The organism is Weissella thailandensis (assembly GCF_001932615.1).
In the GTDB taxonomy this organism is placed as follows: Bacteria; Bacillota; Bacilli; order Lactobacillales; family Lactobacillaceae; genus Weissella; species Weissella thailandensis.
On the sequence record NZ_CP014332.1, the window covers coordinates 26,617 to 44,089 of the forward strand.

The following is a 17,473-nucleotide window of genomic DNA, read 5'->3' on the forward strand; positions in this document are numbered from 1 at the left end:
ATAATGACATTAGTAACGCCAGATATACAACAATTGATTGATAATGCGAAAAACATTGTCTTTTTGACAGGTGCAGGAGTATCAACTGCCTCGGGGATTCCAGACTATCGGTCAAAGGGTGGTATCTATGATGGTATTGCGTTACGTCCTGAGTATTTATTAAGTACAGATGCGTTAGCAAGTGAACCAGAAAAAATGTATGAATTTGCGAAGGAAAACATGTACTTTCCAGATGCACAACCAAATATTATTCATGAGAAAATGGCCACGTTAACGCAAAATAATCGTGCCCGTATTATTACGCAAAATGTTGATAGTCTACATCTCAAAGCAGGGGCTAAAAATGTGATTGAGTTTCACGGTTCACTGTACAATATTTATTCAACGACGGATGGTAAGCCTAGTGATGTAGATACATACTTGCAGTCACCTTACCGCGAAGATGGTGCTTTGTTACGTCCAGCAATTACATTATATGGTGAGATTCCATTTAGAGTAGATGAGGCAGCGCAATGGATGACCCAAGCAGATTTGGTCGCTATTGTTGGGACAAGCTTTGTGGTTTACCCATTTGCTGGTCTTTTACAGTATGCTCGTCCTAATGTACCAGTATTAGCAGTTAACTTGGAACAAATTCCAGCACCAGCTCATGTTAAGCAGGTTGTTGGGGATGCGCGTGAGTTTTTCTCAGAATTACAAGTGTAAGTTTCGTGTAATAGTATATAGAAAAGATCCGTGATCTGTCCTTTGGATGGGTGACGGATCTTTTCCATATATATCCTGTTGTTTTAGTTCGATAAAACGTTCGTAAAAAATTAATAACAGTAATCTATTGACGAACATTAATTTAATTGTTATGATATATGAGTGGTCGAGTGAGACCAACAAGTTACTGAAAACTGATTTTAAAAATGATTTAAATTAGTTATTGACAATCAAATGGTTGTCCTGTAATATAGATTGAGTTGTCAGCGAGACAACAACGTAGACCATTGAAAACTGAATATCGTTTCGATGAAACAAATGTGTAGGGTCATCAAGTATTTTACTTGATACAAAACATTTGCGAAGTCAATTCGCTAGTAAATTCGTTTAACTTCTGTTAAACAACAAATAACAAATGAGTTATACTCAAGCTTTTAAAATGAGAGTTTGATCCTGGCTCAGGATGAACGCTGGCGGCGTGCCTAATACATGCAAGTCGAACGCTTTGTCTTTAATTGATCTGACGAGCTTGCTCTGATGTGATTTTATCTGACAAAGAGTGGCGAACGGGTGAGTAACACGTGGGTAACCTACCTCTTAGCAGGGGATAACATTTGGAAACAAGTGCTAATACCGTATAATACTAACAACCGCATGGTTGTTAATTGAAAGATGGTTCTGCTATCACTAAGAGATGGACCCGCGGTGCATTAGCTAGTTGGTAAGGTAATGGCTTACCAAGGCGATGATGCGTAGCCGAGTTGAGAGACTGATCGGCCACAATGGGACTGAGACACGGCCCATACTCCTACGGGAGGCAGCAGTAGGGAATCTTCCACAATGGGCGCAAGCCTGATGGAGCAACGCCGCGTGTGTGATGAAGGGTTTCGGCTCGTAAAACACTGTTATAAGAGAAGAACGACATTGAGAGTAACTGTTCAGTGTGTGACGGTATCTTATCAGAAAGGAACGGCTAAATACGTGCCAGCAGCCGCGGTAATACGTATGTTCCAAGCGTTATCCGGATTTATTGGGCGTAAAGCGAGCGCAGACGGTTATTTAAGTCTGAAGTGAAAGCCCTCAGCTCAACTGAGGAAGGGCTTTGGAAACTGGATAACTTGAGTGCAGTAGAGGAAAGTGGAACTCCATGTGTAGCGGTGAAATGCGTAGATATATGGAAGAACACCGGTGGCGAAAGCGGCTTTCTGGACTGTAACTGACGTTGAGGCTCGAAAGTGTGGGTAGCAAACAGGATTAGATACCCTGGTAGTCCACACCGTAAACGATGGGTGCTAGATGTTCGAGGGTTTCCGCCCTTGAGTGTCGCAGCTAACGCATTAAGCACTCCGCCTGGGGAGTACGACCGCAAGGTTGAAACTCAAAGGAATTGACGGGGACCCGCACAAGCGGTGGAGCATGTGGTTTAATTCGAAGCAACGCGAAGAACCTTACCAGGTCTTGACATCCCTTGCAAATCCTAGAAATAGGATGTTCCCTTCGGGGACAAGGTGACAGGTGGTGCATGGTTGTCGTCAGCTCGTGTCGTGAGATGTTGGGTTAAGTCCCGCAACGAGCGCAACCCTTATTATTAGTTGCCAGCATTCAGTTGGGCACTCTAGTGAGACTGCCGGTGACAAACCGGAGGAAGGTGGGGATGACGTCAAATCATCATGCCCCTTATGACCTGGGCTACACACGTGCTACAATGGCATATACAACGAGTCGCTAACCCGCGAGGGTACGCTAATCTCTTAAAGTATGTCTCAGTTCGGATTGTAGGCTGCAACTCGCCTACATGAAGTCGGAATCGCTAGTAATCGCGGATCAGCACGCCGCGGTGAATACGTTCCCGGGTCTTGTACACACCGCCCGTCACACCATGAGAGTTTGTAACACCCAAAGCCGGTGCGGTAACCTTTTAGGAGCCAACCGTCTAAGGTGGGACAGATGATTAGGGTGAAGTCGTAACAAGGTAGCCGTAGGAGAACCTGCGGCTGGATCACCTCCTTTCTAAGGAAAATCGGAATCCTGCACATTCAACGAAACGATATTTAGTTTTGAGTGGTTTACACTCAATGAAGACAGAGAGTCGAATCTCTGGGACTGTAGCTCAGCTGGTTTAGAGCGCACCCCTGATAAGGGTGAGGTCGGAGGTTCGAGTCCTCTCAGTCCCATGATATGGGGAATTAGCTCAGCTGGGAGAGCACCTGCTTTGCAAGCAGGGGGTCATCGGTTCGAACCCGATATTCTCCATAGCAACCTGATGGGTTGCTATTAGTTCTTTGAAAACTGAATCATAATTGTAAATTTTTAAATTCATTTAAATTGATTTTTATCAATTAAATTGAGCCGAAAAAATACACCGCGTAATTTTTTGAGTTTTTTAAATAAGTTTAAAATCGCTTGTGACCATTGAGTCACAATACTCAAACGAAATCATCAACGAAAGTTGATCGGTTAAGTTATTAAGGGCGCATGGTGAATGCCTTGGCACTAGGAGCCGATGAAGGACGGGACTAACACCGATATGCCTCGGGGAGCTGTAAGTAAGCTTTGATCCGGGGATTTCCGAATGGGGGAACCCAACTTGTTATGCAAGTTATCGTTTTAATGAATACATAGTTAAACGATGGTAGACGTTGTGAACTGAAACATCTCATTAGCAACAGGAGAATAAAGAAAAATCGATTCCGTCAGTAGCGGCGAGCGAACACGGAGAAGCCCAAACCAGAGTGCTTGCACTCTGGGGTTGTAGGACTACCGTTGTGGAGTTACAAATTTGTTTATTAGCAGAATCAGCTGGGAAGCTGAGCGACACTGGGTGATAGCCCCGTATGCGAAAGTAAGCAAACTCCCGTGTAGGATCCTGAGTACGGCTGGACACGTGAAATCCAGTTGGAAACTGCGAGGACCATCTCGTAAGGCTAAATACTCCCTAGTGACCGATAGTGAACCAGTACCGTGAGGGAAAGGTGAAAAGCACCCCGGAAGGGGAGTGAAAAAGTTCCTGAAACCATGTGCCTACAACAAGTTAGAGCCCGTTAATGGGTGATAGCGTGCCTTTTGTAGAATGAACCGGCGAGTTACGATAACATGCAAGGTTAAGGTGGAAAGACCGGAGCCGTAGCGAAAGCGAGTCTGAAATGGGCGGTTGAGTATGTTGTTGTAGACCCGAAACCAGGTGACCTACCCATGTCCAGGGTGAAGGTGTGGTAAAACGCACTGGAGGCCCGAACCCATACATGTTGAAAAATGTTGGGATGAGGTGTGGGTAGCGGTGAAATTCCAATCGAACTTGGAGATAGCTGGTTCTCTCCGAAATAGCTTTAGGGCTAGCCTCGGAAGAAAGCGTGTTGGAGGTAGAGCACTGTTTTGGTGCGGGGCCCATCTCGGGTTACTAAACTAAGATAAACTCCGAATGCCAATCACGTATGTCCGGGAGTCAGACAGTGAGTGATAAGATCCATTGTCGAAAGGGGAACAGCCCAGATCGTCAGTTAAGGTCCCTAAGTGTGTGTTAAGTGGAAAAGGATGTGAAGTTGCATAGACAACTAGGATGTTGGCTCAGAAGCAGCCACCATTTAAAGAGTGCGTAATAGCTCACTAGTCGAGTGATTTTGCGCCGAAAATGTACCGGGGCTAAACACACCACCGAAACTACGGGTGCCACGTAAGTGGCGCGATAGGAGAGCGTTCTAAGGGTAGTGAAGTCAGACCGTGAGGACTGGTGGAGCGCTTAGAAGTGAGAATGCCGGTATGAGTAGCGAAAGACAGGTGAGAATCCTGTCCACCGTATGACTAAGGTTTCCTGGGGAAGGCTCGTCCTCCCAGGGTTAGTCGGGACCTAAGGCGAGGCCGAAAGGCGTAGTCGATGGCTAACAGGTTGAGATTCCTGTACCAGGTGAACATGTTTGAACGATGGAGGGACGCAGAAGGCTAACGGATCCCAGCTGCTGGAAATGCTGGGCCAAGCAATAAGTCTTAGTGTGAGTTAAATGCTTGCACTTATATGGACAAGTTGTGATGGGGACCGAAATAAAGTAGGGAAGTCTGTGATGTCACGCTGCCGAGAAAAGCTTCTAGTTAGTGTTTACCTGCCCGTACCGCAAACCGACACAGGTAGTCGAGGAGAGCATCCTAAGGTGAGCGAGTGAACTCTCGTTAAGGAACTCGGCAAAATGACCCCGTAACTTCGGGAGAAGGGGTGCTCAGCGCAAGCTGAGCCGCAGTGAATAGGCCCAGGCGACTGTTTATCAAAAACACAGGTTTCTGCAAAATCGTAAGATGACGTATAGGGGCTGACACCTGCCCGGTGCTGGAAGGTTAAAAGGAGTACTTAGTTTCGACGAAGGTACGAATTGAAGCCCCAGTAAACGGCGGCCGTAACTATAACGGTCCTAAGGTAGCGAAATTCCTTGTCGGGTAAGTTCCGACCCGCACGAAAGGTGTAACGATCTGGGCGCTGTCTCAACGAGAGACTCGGTGAAATTTAAAGACCCGTGAAGATGCGGGTTACCCGCGACAGGACGGAAAGACCCCATGGAGCTTTACTGTAGCTTGATATTGAGTGTTTGTGCAGCTTGTACAGCATAGGTAGGAGCCGTAGAAATCGGGACGCTAGTTTCGATGGAGGCAAACGTGGGATACTACCCTCGTTGTATGAACACTCTAACTCACACCACTCAGCGTGGTGGAAGACAGTGTCTGGCAGGCAGTTTGACTGGGGCGGTCGCCTCCCAAAAAGTAACGGAGGCGCCCAAAGGTTCCCTCAGAATGGTTGGAAATCATTCGCAGAGTGTAAAGGCACAAGGGAGCTTGACTGTGAGACTTACCAGTCGAGCAGGTACGAAAGTAGGGCTTAGTGATCCGGTGGTTCCGCATGGAAGGGCCATCGCTCAACGGACAAAAGCTACCCTGGGGATAACAGGCTTATCTCCCCCAAGAGTCCACATCGACGGGGAGGTTTGGCACCTCGATGTCGGCTCATCGCATCCTGGGGCTGTAGTCGGTCCCAAGGGTTGGGCTGTTCGCCCATTAAAGCGGTACGCGAGCTGGGTTCAGAACGTCGTGAGACAGTTCGGTCCCTATCCGTCGCGGGCGTAGGAAATTTGAGAGGAGCTGCCCTTAGTACGAGAGGACCGGGGTGGACGTACCACTGGTGTATCAGTTGTTCCGCCAGGAGCATCGCTGAGTAGCTATGTACGGATGAGATAAACGCTGAAAGCATCTAAGTGTGAAACTCGCCTCGAGATGAGATTTCCCATTCAGAAATGAAGTAAGACCCCTCAGAGATGATGAGGTAGATAGGCTAGAAGTGGACGTGTGGTGACACATGGAGCGGACTAGTACTAATGGTTCGAGGACTTAACCAAGTAGCAAGTGGTGTAAGGCAAGAAAAAATAAGCAATTATGATTCAGTTTTGAGGGAACTAAGTTCACTCAATAAAAACGTGTCGTGATGATGGCACTGAGGTCACACCTGTTCCCATACCGAACACAGTAGTTAAGCTCAGTAGCGCCAAAAGTAGTTGGAGGATCGCCTCCTGCGAGGATAGGACGTCGCGATGCAATTGGAAGTAGCTCACAGTAATATGTGAGCTACTTTTTTGTTTATAAATAAAATTCGACGATACTATTTGATACACTTATGCATATCCTTTATTAGGAATGAATTATTTTGTAGCCGCTTTATGCATTTAATTCGTCATTATAAATAGAATTGATATCTATTACGATTTCAATTCCGATTTTTCTGCGAGAAGTTTCAATCTTTGCTATAATTGTTCTCAGACAAACAATATAGATACTAAATTAACATCTTACTCATTTGTAGGATGGGAGGTAAAACGGAACATGGCAGAAGAGAAAAAGACTTTTTATATTACGACACCAATCTACTATCCATCTGGTAAATTGCATATTGGTAATACCTACACGACAGTGCTTGCGGATGCCGCAGCACGTTATCACCGCTTGTTAAACGAAGATGTGTATTTCCTAACAGGTACTGATGAACATGGTCTAAAAATCGAGCAAAAAGCAGAAAAGCTAAATGTTTCACCAAAGGAATATGTTGATCAAATGGCTGCTGACATCAAGAAGTTGTGGGCGGATCTAGAAATTAGTAATGATGGCTTTATCCGAACAACTGATGATTATCATGAAAAAGCTGTTCAAAAGATTTTCCAAAAGTTCTTAAATCAAGGTGATATTTACAAGGGTCAATATGAAGGTTGGTATTCAGTTGATGATGAAGAGTACTTTACAGAATCACAATTAGCTGAAGTATATCGTGATGATGACGGTGTTGTCATTGGTGGAAAAGCTCCTTCTGGTCATGAAGTTGAACTAGTACAAGAAGAATCATACTTCTTTAATATGAGCAAGTATGCTGACTGGTTGTTGAACTACTACAAGACGCATCCTAACTTTATTCAACCATCTTCTCGTATGAACGAGATGATTAAAAACTTTATTGAACCTGGCTTGGAAGATTTAGCTGTTACACGTACGGCATTTAATTGGGGTGTTCCTGTAGCTTCAGATCCAGACCACGTTATTTATGTGTGGATTGATGCATTGTCTAACTACATTACTAAGTTAGGTTACATGTCAGAAGACACAACGATGTTTGATAAATATTGGCCAGCTAACGTGCACTTAGTTGGTAAAGAAATCGTTCGTTTCCATACGATTTACTGGCCAATTATGCTACATGCATTGGGATTAGAATTACCAGAAACAATTGTCGGTCATGGTTGGTTAACGATGCGTGACGGTAAGATGTCAAAGTCTAAGGGAAATGTGGTTTATCCTGACACATTGGCAAATCGCTATGGTATTGATGCAGTGCGTTATTACTTACTTCGTGCCATGCCATTTGGAAATGATGGTATTTTTACCCCAGAAGACTTTGTTTCAAAGCTAAATTACGATTTAGCTAATGATTTGGGTAATTTGTTGAATCGTACTGTCGCTATGATTAACAAGTACGAAGGTGGTGTGATTCCTGAGTTAAAGACAGGATTAACTGATTTTGACCACGAGCTAGTGCAAACAGCTCAGGATACAATTGCAACGTATAATGCTAATATGCAATCAATGCATACAGCAGATGCTTTGGCATCAATTTGGCAGTTGATTTCACGTGCTAATAAGTATATTGATGAAACAACACCATGGACGTTAGCCAAGGATGATAGTAAAGCAGAAGTTTTGGATTCCGTTATGGCACACTTAGCTGCTGCGCTTCGTGTCGTTGCTACACTATTACAACCAATTTTGACACAGGCACCACATAAGATTTTTGAACAATTAGGTTTGTCAGATTCTAATGTTCAAATTGCTGACTTACAATTTGAAGACTTGCCAACAGGTGGTAAGGTAGTTGCTAAGGGACAACCTATTTTCCCTCGTGTTGATGTTGATGCAGAGGTTGCTTACATTCGTGATAACATGACAGGAAATGGTGGTAAGCAAACTCGTTCAACTACTAACCCTAAAGCCCCACAGAAGATCACAACTAAGGATGAAATCGTCTTTGATGACTTTGAAAAGGTTGAGTTACGTGTTGCTGAGATTAAAGAAGTTTCTGCAGTTGAAAAGTCTAATAAGCTATTGCGATTTAAGTTAGATGACGGTTCAGCTGATGGACGCACAATTTTGTCAGGAATTAAAAAATTCTATCCAGAATACAGCGAATTAGTTGGTAAGAAAGTTGCTTATGTTGCTAACTTGAAACCACGTAAGTTAATGGGTGAATTATCTGAAGGTATGCTGCTTTCAGCAGAGAAGGATGGTAAGGTAACCTTATCAATCTTGCCAGATGAAGTTGTCGCTGGTGCAGAACTAGGATAATTATTTAATCATATTTAATGAGCGAAAGGATTGAGAATTTTTCTCAATCTTTTTTTATTAAAATGTGTACGGAATCCAAGAATAGGAGATCTTTATGGCAACATTTTATGCCTTAGCGTACGTTTGTATCACGATTATTTTGGCTAACTTTTTGACGCAGGTTTTTCCGAAAATACCACAAGCTTTATGGCAAATTGTTGGTGGTATTTTATTAGCAAGTTTACCGGTAGCTAATCGGTTCGCAATCACGTTAGATCCAGAATGGTTTATGATGTTAGTTATTGCACCGTTATTGTTTTATGAAGGCCAACGGACGCAAGCTAATTTAATTTCAAAGCATTTTCGTTCGATTATTGGACTAGCTGGTGTTTTGGCAGTCTTAACAGTCGTTGTATTGATGGTATTTGGTCACGTAGCCATCGGTTGGGCATTGCCGTTTTCATTAGCCTTGGCAGCGATTGTTACCCCAACTGATGCTACGGCGCTTGAGTCAGTGACAAGTGGCTTGGATATGCCAAAGGACATTAAAAGATCATTGAGCTTAGAGTCCTTGTTTAATGATGCCACTGGGCTGGTAATCTTAGAACTAGCAGTTCTTTGGATGAATACGGGGGAATTTTCTTTCCTGCATGGCTTTGGTGAATTTTTAATTGTTGCATTAGGTGGTGTTATTGCTGGTGGTGTAGCTGGATTTATCTTTATATATCTACGCCAACATTTATTGAAAGCAGAGTATGATGACACAGTTGCTCACGTGTTGATATATTTTATTGCGCCAATTGTCGTTTTTGGCGTAGCAGAGCATGTTTTTGGCGTCTCAGGAATTATTGCAGTTGTTGTGATGGGTGTGATGTCGAATGTTGAACAGCAACAAACCCAATTTATGGCACCAAAGTTGAATCATTTAACACAAGTCTATTAATAGTTATAGATTGCGCACATATAACCATAGTGAAGCTGTAGATGAAGTTATCACTATCATGAATACAGCAATGACGGACTATGTTCAACATCTACCAAAAGAAGCAGATAATCCACGTCAGATGATTGCTTTACGAAATGCTTATGCCCAGCAACAAGCAATGCTCCAAAATCAAAAGTCAAATTCAGTAGAGCAGCAACGTGTTTTGTTGGATGCATTTCAAGCTGAATTAAAATATATTCAAGAACAGCGTTCTACAGGAAAAAATAATCAAAACTTGTTAAAGACTTTGTACGATGAAGTTGTTAATGCAGAGGCAATTACATTAGCAAATAATATTGAAGAATAGATGGTTGGGACAAAACAACGGTCCCAACCTCTTTGTGCTAAAAATGCATTAATTATAAGCCTATAAATTTTATAGCATAAACGCGTTCCGAAAGTCTGAAGCTTCAATGTAACGCGATTTACGACATTCTTGTCCTTCGCTTTGCTTCGGCCAAAAATGACGCAAATAACGTTACACATCGGCTTCAAAGCGACTTTTGTCTCGCTCTCTATAAAAACATAAATTATTATGTTGTGAGATTAACTGCCGTGTTATGCTTAATATACTGGTATGAATGAGCTTTTTGGTATTTTTAAAAGACATTTGCTAAAATAATAAAGACTCAAATCAAATAAATAATCAAAAATAAAGTAATGATAATAGAGGAGTAAAAATGGCAATTTATAATTCTGGTAATCAACCATCAGATGGCTATGATACGCATACACATTTGAATGACGATACATTCTGGCATGATGTACCTGCTTATGAGGCACGTGCACGTGAGTTTCGAATCGTTGAAATGAATATTGTGGGGTATGATGCAGAATCAAATGAACGTGCCATTCAATTAGCGCGTGAATTTACAGATATGCATGCCATTATTGGTTGGCAACCTGAAGATATTTCAGAAATTAACGATGAAAGACTAGCCGTTTATCGCCAACAACTACAAGATGATAATGTTATTGGTGTCGGTGAAACTGGATTAGATTACTACTGGGATGATAATCCATCAGCAGCTAGTCAAAAGCAGGCTTTCCGTCAACAATTAGCGCTAGCCCATGAATTCAAATTACCCGTGACGGTTCACACACGTAGCGCAATGAACGATACGTATGATCTATTAAAGGAAGCGCACGTTGAAGAATTTGGTGGTGTCATGCATTCATTTACGGGTACGCCAGCGGAAGCAAAACAGTTTCTTGATCTAGGTATGTATATTTCATTCTCAGGCATTGCAACATTTAAGAATGCTAAGGATGTTCAAGAGACTGTAAAATCAATTCCTTTGGATAGATTATTAGTTGAGACAGATGCACCTTATTTGGCACCAACTCCTATGCGTGGTAAGCCTAATGAGCCAATGTATGTCCATTACATAATTGCACACATTGCTGAGTTATTAGGCAAAACATACAATGAAGTTGCCGAAATTACGACAGAAAATGCACGACGACTATGGCATTTAGATCAACAGACTAATGAAGATTAAGGAAGTTATTATCGTCGAAGGACGTGCCGATACTGAAGCACTACGGCATGCAGTGAGTGCTGATACGATTGAAACTAATGGATCTGCATTGGGTGAGCAAACCATAGCAGCTATTAAGCAAGCAGCAGCCACTAGAGGTGTGATCATATTTACTGATCCCGATTTTAATGGTGAACGGTTGCGAAAATTAATTAGCGAATTTGTTCCTGAAGCAAAACATGCTTTTTTGACCAAAGATGAAGCTGGTCGCCAAATCAGGCATCATAGTCTTGGCATTGAGTACGCGACTCCATCTGTTTTACGTGATGCGCTACAATCGGTTTATACTGCTGAAACGGTTACTGCAAAGTCTGATATTACGTTAGCAGATTTACGGCGCTTAGGTTTGATTGCTGGTCATGATGCGGCTAAAAGACGTGAACATGTGGCTGAAGTGATGGGATTAGGATACGTTAACGGTAAACAATTAATGAATCGATTGACAATGTTTGGCATCAAAAAACAAGCCTTGTTAGAGGTTCTGCAAGAATTAGATGAGGAAAAATAATGACAGATGTACCAGATATTGCGACGCCGATGCGTACGCAAGCCATTATGAATAGTTTTGGCATTAATACAAGAAAATCTTTAGGTCAAAATTTTTTGACGGATATTAAGATATTAAAGAATATTGTCACAGCTGGGGATGTCCAACCAACTGACAATGTGATTGAAATTGGTCCAGGTATTGGCGCTTTAACGGAACAACTAGCGCGGTCAGCCAAACAAGTCGTGGCATTTGAAATTGATGATCGTTTAATGCCCGTTTTGGAACATACCATGGCACCTTATGATAATGTGACTGTGATCAATCAGGACATTCTGTCAGTTGACTTGGAGACGGCCATTCAGGAGCATTTTAGTGATCCTGATGCACCCTTGAAATTAGTTGCGAATTTACCGTACTATATTACAACACCAATTTTGATGCAGGTGTTACAATCAAATGTACAATTTGCAAATATTGTGGTTATGATGCAAAAAGAAGTTGCTAGTCGTTTATCAGCCGAAGTTGGCACAAAAGATTATGGCGCCCTAACTTTGGCAGTGCAGTATCGTGTTGATGCGACATTAGCATTCACAGTTTCACGGACAGCCTTTATTCCTAATCCAAATGTGGACTCAGCGATTGTTTCTTTGACACCGCGTGAGCCATTAGAAGTCTTACCACACAATGAAAAGCAACTATTCAAATTATTCAAGGTTGGTTTCACAATGCGTCGTAAGACATTGTGGAATAATTTGATCACTGCTTTTGGTAAGGATGATGAGATGAAGGCAAGATTAACGGAGGCGTTAGCTGATGTTGACTTAGATCCACGAATTCGAGCAGAAAAACTATCATTAGAAAAATTCATCGATTTACATAATGCTTTAGTGAAAACAGGTGTGTACAGTAAGTAACTATTTTTGGTATAATCATAACTAGTACTAATTTTGAAAGAAGGTATATCATGGATTCCGGTCCGTCTATTATCACTAACTTGGTGATTATTTTAATTATTTTGCTGTTAGCGGTTTTGTTCACTTTAACGGAGTATTCGTTAGTGAAAGTGCGTCCAAGTTCTTTGCGTGCCATGCAAGAAGCACGTGAGAAGCCTTCACCTAAGATATCTCACGCGCTGAATATGTTGGATCATCTATCAGAGTATCTATCAACAGCACAAGTCGGTATTACATTGACATCATTGATTTTAGGTTGGTTAGGTGAAGATTTTATAGCCACCCTGATTATTAATGCCGAAATATTGCCACCTGCAATTGCCCACAGTGTGTCATCAATAGCAGCTATTTTGATTTTTACGTTTATCCACGCAGTGTTTACGGATTTGGTTCCTAAGAACGTTGCCATCGATCAACCTGTAAAGATACTATTGGCAATCGTCCGTCCAGTGATGTTTTTCCACGTCATTTTATATCCATTAATTTGGTTATTTGATCGTGCTGCAGCTTTCTTTACAAAAATGTTGGGATTCAGTGCGCACCTTGATGAAGATATTTATTCAGAGGCTGAAATTTTATCTCTATCAAAGGATGCTGCTGATGCTGGTGAGCTTGATGAAGAAGATTTAACTTTCATGAAGCGTGCCTTTGCGATGAACGATAAAGAAGCCATTGATATTATGATTGATCGTACACAATTAACAGTTGTTAATGTGACGGATTCTATTTCAGATGCCTTAAACTTGTATTTGGAAGAAAAGTTTTCAAGAATGCCAGTAGTTGCAGATAATGATAAAGATAAAATTCTGGGCTATGTCTTCTCCTATGATCTTGTTCGTCAAGGACGGATTAGTCCGGATGTTTCTATCCGAACGGTTTTGCGTAATTTACCAGTTGTTTCTGAAACACAACCAATTACAGATGTGTTGCAAGAAATGATTGAGCACCGTGCCCCGATCGTTGTCGTTAAGGATGAATTCGGTGGAACTTCAGGTATTGTAACTGATAAGGATATTTATGAAGAATTATTCGGCTCAGTTCGTGATGAGGTGGACGATGTTGCCGATGACTTAGTTGAAAAGCTAGGATCAGATGATAAAGGTAACATGCACTATAAAGTATCTGGTAAGATGACGCTATATGACTTTGAGCGTTTCTTTAAAACAGAAATTAAATCGTTTGAAAGCTCAGAAAAAGTTACTTTGACAGGGTATGTATTGGATGAACATCCAAACTTCCAGGTTGGTCAAGGTATCCGCATTGCAAACTTTGAGATTACCGCACTTGATTTTAAAGATGCTTACATCGAAGAGTTCGAAGTAGTTGCTTTGCCGGTTGAGCACGACGAAGAGGTCGATGAAAAAGAAGTACATGATTAATTGACTAATTCATAAAACGCTCGATAATTATCGGGTGTTTTTTTGTTATAATGTGCGTTATAAATAAACTATATTCGAAAGTAGGAAATTAATTTGAGTGAAGGAAGATTAATCCTATCAATCATAGTGATTATTTTAGTGCTAATGTTTGCAGCACTGTGTGTTTCGGCAGAATTTGCTTTAGTAAAGGTTCGTCGTAGTGCATTGGTGGAGTTACAAGAAAAACGTGACCGACCATCACGTAAAATTGCGACGACGATTCACATGGTTGATAATTTAAATGAGTATCTATCAACAACACAGGTCGGTATTACGGTTACCGGTTTAGTATTAGGTTGGATGGGTGAAGAAACGATTGCCCACTTATTACTAGCTGGTGGTGTTTTAAAGGAAATGACCGGTCCTAGTGCGGCCGCCATTGCTTCAATTGTGGCGTTGGTTTTGTTGACCTATATTGAAGTGGTTCTAACTGAGTTAGTGCCAAAGAACGTATCCATTGAATTCCCGGTTAAGGTTGCTTTGTTTGTCTCGGGACCCTTACGCTTTTTCCACGTCATTTTCTATCCATTTGTTTGGTTGTTGAATAAATCAGCAACGGGTGTTACGCACCTAATGGGGTTGCGAACAGCATCCGAAGAAAATGAAGTCTATTCAGAAGCGGAGATTTTGAGCTTATCACGTAATGCGGCTAGGCTCGGACAGCTACAAGATGAAGACTATGTCTTTATGGAACGTGCCTTTGAAATGAATGATAAAGTTGTCAATGATATTATGATTGACCGAACGCAGTTATTTGTTGTGGACGTCAGAGATAGTGTTAATGATGCTTTACATGCTTATTTTGAGACAAAACATTCACGCTTTCCGGTAGTAGCGGATGGTGATAAGGATAAAATTTTGGGTTACGTGTTTAACTACGATATTATGCGTCAGACAGAAGTGGATCGGCAGACGCCAGTTCGTAAGATTATTCGTAATATGCCTAATGTACCTGAAAATATGCCAATTCAAGAAGTTTTGCAGTTAATGATTTCAAAACGAACTCCTATGATTGTTGTAAAGGATGAATATGGTGGAACATCTGGTATTGTGACCGATAAAGATATCTACGAAGAATTGTTTGGTTCTGTTCGTGATGAAGTAGACTGGGTCGTGGATGATTTAGTTGAAAAACTAGGTTCGGATGATAAACAACGGATGCATTATAAAATATCTGGAAAAATGACAGTTTATGATTTTGAACGCTACTTTAAAACAGATATTTGCGCGTTTGATAAATCAGATATGGTCACGTTGACAGGATTTGTTATTGAACAATTCCCTGAAATAAGAGCTGGAGAAACATTACAACTGGAAAACTTCGAGCTGACACCACTTGATTATGAAGCAGCATATATTAATGAATTTGAAGTGGTACGTCTAGTTAAAGAAGATAGTACGTTAACAGAATAAATAAAAAACGTTAGCCATAATGATAAGCTCATTGTGACTAACGTTTTTTTATATTATGCAAAATCGATTTCAATGTTTTCAGTTAAAACATCGGTATAACTAAATGAAGCGCGATCAAATTCGTGACCATCTTGTTCTAAATCAAGAACAAAGACTGAACGGAAGGTATCACGAACGATTGCTTGGTGTTCAATGGTGCGGTGACGACTTTCATGGGTTGTCAAAGTCACTGGTTCACCGATATGTGCATCTAATTGTTGCTTAATTTCTGCTAATGCTGCAGGCATAAGAACTCCTCTCATGGGGCACCCCCATAGCCAGCGACAAATGAAATCGCTGCGTGTTTTTTGCCTAAAATTGGACAAAGTAAGTTTAATTTAATTTTACCATAAATTAAATTTTAAATCAATTATGTCGGTGTTAGCTATTTGCAACAATGATTTTTTAAATTTGATAGACTTATTCTGGTAATTTTGGTACAAAAATTGTAGATACAAAGGTGCAGAGTATTTTTAATTATTTGAGAAAATTCAAGACTTTTCTTTAAGTTCTATCCTTGATAATATTAGGAACGACTAAGACAGACTAAGAGGGCTCTTTAAAATGCAAGACGAACGAATAACTTGGGAAAAATATTTTATGATACAAGCAATTATGCTAGCCGCCCGTAGTACTTGCACTCGCCTTCATGTGGGAGCTGTGGTTGTTAAAGATGGCCGTATTATTGCTAGTGGATATAATGGTTCAGTTTCAGGAACACCACATTGTACAGAGGTTGGTGATTTAGTAGTCGATGGCCATTGTATTCGTGCAGTCCATGCTGAGCAAAACGCATTAATGCAACTTGCTAAGATGGGCATTAGCGCTGATGGTGCACAGGTTTTTGTGACAGATTTTCCATGTGTACATTGCACAAAACTACTCTTACAAGCAGGGATTACAAAAATTAATTATTTGCGAAACTATCATAATGATGACTTTGTCGCGAACTTATTACAGGCCAAAAACGTTGCCATTGAACAAGTCGTTGCGACAAAGGCCGACCTACAAAAAATTGATTTTGCCGCTTACCTATAACAGAAAGGTCACGGAGACTAATATGAGTAAGAATGAACAAGGTTATTTAGATTTAGCACAAGATATATTAGATAATGGTGCTGTGAAGGGTGATCGAACAGGAACAGGTACACGTTCTGTTTTCGGCCGTCAGGTACGCTTTGATATGAGTGAAGGCTTTCCATTACTAACAACAAAACGTGTGCCCTTTGGATTGATCAAAAGTGAGTTATTATGGTTCTTACGTGGTGATACAAATATCAAATTTTTGTTAGCGCATAAGAATCATATATGGGATGAGTGGGCGTTTAAAAATTGGGTCGAATCAGCAGATTACGATGGGCCTGATATGACTGACTTCGGTCGTCGCTCATTAGTAGATGAGGCGTTTAAAGTACAGTATGATGAACAACATGCCATATTTGTTGACCGTATTTTAAATGATGATGAATTTGCACAAAAGTATGGCGAGTTAGGGGATGTTTATGGTGCACAATGGCGGCATTGGCGTCGTGTCCAAGGTGGTTTTATTGACCAAATTAAAGATGTGATCGAACAAATCAAAACAAATCCTAATTCACGTCGTTTAATTGTCACAGCTTGGAACCCAGAGGATGTTCCCACGCAAGCACTACCACCTTGCCATACTTTATTCCAGTTTTATGTTGCAGATGGTAAATTGAGCTTACAATTATATCAACGTTCAGCGGATGTTTTCTTAGGGGTCCCATTTAACATTGCTTCATATTCATTGCTATTACACATGGTTGCAGCTCAAACGGGGTTGGAACCCGGTGAATTTGTGCATACTTTTGGTGATACGCATATTTATTCAAACCACATTGAACAAGTGACAGAGCAATTACAACGTGAGATGCGACCTTTACCAACGATTACGCTGAATCCAGAAGTTAAAGACATTGCAGAATATACGATGGCGGACATTAAAATTAATGATTACGACCCACATGCTAGTATTAAAGCGCCAGTCGCGGTCTAATCGTATAAATTATCACAAACTACTTGATTTTGATTATAGATTGTACATATTAGATTTTAAATTATGGTAAGATATA

Annotated in this window: 12 protein-coding genes, 2 tRNA genes and 3 rRNA genes; 16 read left to right on the forward strand and 1 reads right to left on the reverse strand. The window is 41.2% G+C overall.

What is annotated here, in order from left to right; genetic code table 11:
• Window positions 1-3: 3 nt before the first annotated feature.
• The 14 genes from FOL01_RS00110 to FOL01_RS00175 all read left to right on the forward strand — a co-directional run bounded on the left by FOL01_RS00110 (window position 4) and on the right by FOL01_RS00175 (window position 15,341).
• Window positions 4-705 carry an NAD-dependent protein deacylase gene (locus FOL01_RS00110; protein ID WP_075268745.1) on the forward strand — a complete coding sequence of 234 codons (702 nt, stop codon included), beginning with the start codon at window positions 4-6 and terminating at the stop codon, window positions 703-705.
• Window positions 706-1,140: 435 nt separating this feature from the next.
• Window positions 1,141-2,715 (forward strand): 16S ribosomal RNA (locus FOL01_RS00115).
• Window positions 2,716-2,804: 89 nt separating this feature from the next.
• Window positions 2,805-2,879 (forward strand) — tRNA-Ile (locus tag FOL01_RS00120).
• A gap of 6 nt (window positions 2,880-2,885) precedes the next feature.
• Window positions 2,886-2,958, forward strand: a tRNA-Ala gene (locus FOL01_RS00125).
• A gap of 202 nt (window positions 2,959-3,160) precedes the next feature.
• Window positions 3,161-6,077 (forward strand): 23S ribosomal RNA (locus FOL01_RS00130).
• A gap of 79 nt (window positions 6,078-6,156) precedes the next feature.
• A 5S ribosomal RNA gene (gene rrf, locus FOL01_RS00135) occupies window positions 6,157-6,273 on the forward strand.
• The 16S, 23S and 5S rRNA genes sit together here with 2 tRNA genes alongside, the layout of an rRNA operon.
• A 285-nt stretch (window positions 6,274-6,558) precedes the next feature.
• On the forward strand, window positions 6,559-8,562 hold the full coding sequence (gene metG / locus FOL01_RS00140) for a methionine--tRNA ligase (protein WP_075268746.1): 2,004 nt from the start codon (window positions 6,559-6,561) through the stop codon (window positions 8,560-8,562).
• 94 nt (window positions 8,563-8,656) lie between these two features.
• Window positions 8,657-9,484, forward strand: a complete 828-nt coding sequence (locus tag FOL01_RS00145; RefSeq protein WP_075268747.1) for a cation:proton antiporter domain-containing protein — start codon at window positions 8,657-8,659, stop codon at window positions 9,482-9,484.
• A gap of 10 nt (window positions 9,485-9,494) precedes the next feature.
• On the forward strand, window positions 9,495-9,833 hold the full coding sequence (locus tag FOL01_RS00150) for a hypothetical protein (RefSeq protein WP_207649842.1): 339 nt from the start codon (window positions 9,495-9,497) through the stop codon (window positions 9,831-9,833).
• Window positions 9,834-10,206: 373 nt separating this feature from the next.
• Window positions 10,207-11,028 carry a TatD family hydrolase gene (locus FOL01_RS00155; RefSeq protein WP_075268749.1) on the forward strand — a complete coding sequence of 274 codons (822 nt, stop codon included), beginning with the start codon at window positions 10,207-10,209 and terminating at the stop codon, window positions 11,026-11,028.
• Window positions 11,018-11,575 (forward strand): ribonuclease M5, encoded by a 558-nt coding sequence (rnmV, locus tag FOL01_RS00160; RefSeq protein ID WP_075268750.1) that lies wholly within the window; start codon window positions 11,018-11,020, stop codon window positions 11,573-11,575. Before FOL01_RS00155 ends, rnmV begins: the two co-directional genes overlap by 11 nt.
• On the forward strand, window positions 11,575-12,471 hold the full coding sequence (rsmA, locus tag FOL01_RS00165; protein WP_075268751.1) for a 16S rRNA (adenine(1518)-N(6)/adenine(1519)-N(6))-dimethyltransferase RsmA: 897 nt from the start codon (window positions 11,575-11,577) through the stop codon (window positions 12,469-12,471). Before rnmV ends, rsmA begins: the two co-directional genes overlap by 1 nt.
• A gap of 50 nt (window positions 12,472-12,521) precedes the next feature.
• Window positions 12,522-13,889: a hemolysin family protein gene (locus FOL01_RS00170; protein WP_075268752.1), complete on the forward strand. Its 1,368-nt coding sequence runs from the start codon at window positions 12,522-12,524 to the stop codon at window positions 13,887-13,889.
• A gap of 93 nt (window positions 13,890-13,982) precedes the next feature.
• Window positions 13,983-15,341 carry a hemolysin family protein gene (locus tag FOL01_RS00175; RefSeq protein ID WP_075268753.1) on the forward strand — a complete coding sequence of 453 codons (1,359 nt, stop codon included), beginning with the start codon at window positions 13,983-13,985 and terminating at the stop codon, window positions 15,339-15,341.
• A 53-nt stretch (window positions 15,342-15,394) separates the two neighbouring features.
• Here the strand turns inward: FOL01_RS00175 and FOL01_RS00180 are convergent, their stop codons facing one another.
• On the reverse strand, window positions 15,395-15,628 hold the full coding sequence (locus FOL01_RS00180) for a Veg family protein (protein WP_075268754.1): 234 nt from the start codon (window positions 15,626-15,628) through the stop codon (window positions 15,395-15,397).
• 316 nt (window positions 15,629-15,944) lie between these two features.
• Here FOL01_RS00180 and FOL01_RS00185 point away from each other — a divergent pair, with 316 nt between their 5' ends.
• Window positions 15,945-16,418, forward strand: coding sequence for a deaminase (locus tag FOL01_RS00185; RefSeq protein WP_075268755.1), 474 nt, complete (start codon window positions 15,945-15,947; stop codon window positions 16,416-16,418).
• A gap of 22 nt (window positions 16,419-16,440) precedes the next feature.
• Window positions 16,441-17,397, forward strand: coding sequence for a thymidylate synthase (locus FOL01_RS00190; protein WP_075268756.1), 957 nt, complete (start codon window positions 16,441-16,443; stop codon window positions 17,395-17,397).
• The last annotated feature ends 76 nt before the right edge of the window (window positions 17,398-17,473 follow it).

What these genes read in the sequence shown, in the direction of transcription:
- FOL01_RS00110 (WP_075268745.1), top strand. Translation starts at nt 4, where the DNA reads ATGACATTAGTAACGCCAGATATACAACAATTGATTGATAATGCGAAA.
- metG (WP_075268746.1), top strand. Translation starts at nt 6,559, where the DNA reads ATGGCAGAAGAGAAAAAGACTTTTTATATTACGACACCAATCTACTAT.
- FOL01_RS00145 (WP_075268747.1), top strand. Translation starts at nt 8,657, where the DNA reads ATGGCAACATTTTATGCCTTAGCGTACGTTTGTATCACGATTATTTTG.
- FOL01_RS00155 (WP_075268749.1), top strand. Translation starts at nt 10,207, where the DNA reads ATGGCAATTTATAATTCTGGTAATCAACCATCAGATGGCTATGATACG.
- rnmV (WP_075268750.1), top strand. Translation starts at nt 11,018, where the DNA reads ATGAAGATTAAGGAAGTTATTATCGTCGAAGGACGTGCCGATACTGAA.
- rsmA (WP_075268751.1), top strand. Translation starts at nt 11,575, where the DNA reads ATGACAGATGTACCAGATATTGCGACGCCGATGCGTACGCAAGCCATT.
- FOL01_RS00170 (WP_075268752.1), top strand. Translation starts at nt 12,522, where the DNA reads ATGGATTCCGGTCCGTCTATTATCACTAACTTGGTGATTATTTTAATT.
- FOL01_RS00180 (WP_075268754.1), bottom strand. Translation starts at nt 15,628, where the DNA reads ATGCCTGCAGCATTAGCAGAAATTAAGCAACAATTAGATGCACATATC.
- FOL01_RS00185 (WP_075268755.1), top strand. Translation starts at nt 15,945, where the DNA reads ATGCAAGACGAACGAATAACTTGGGAAAAATATTTTATGATACAAGCA.
- FOL01_RS00190 (WP_075268756.1), top strand. Translation starts at nt 16,441, where the DNA reads ATGAGTAAGAATGAACAAGGTTATTTAGATTTAGCACAAGATATATTA.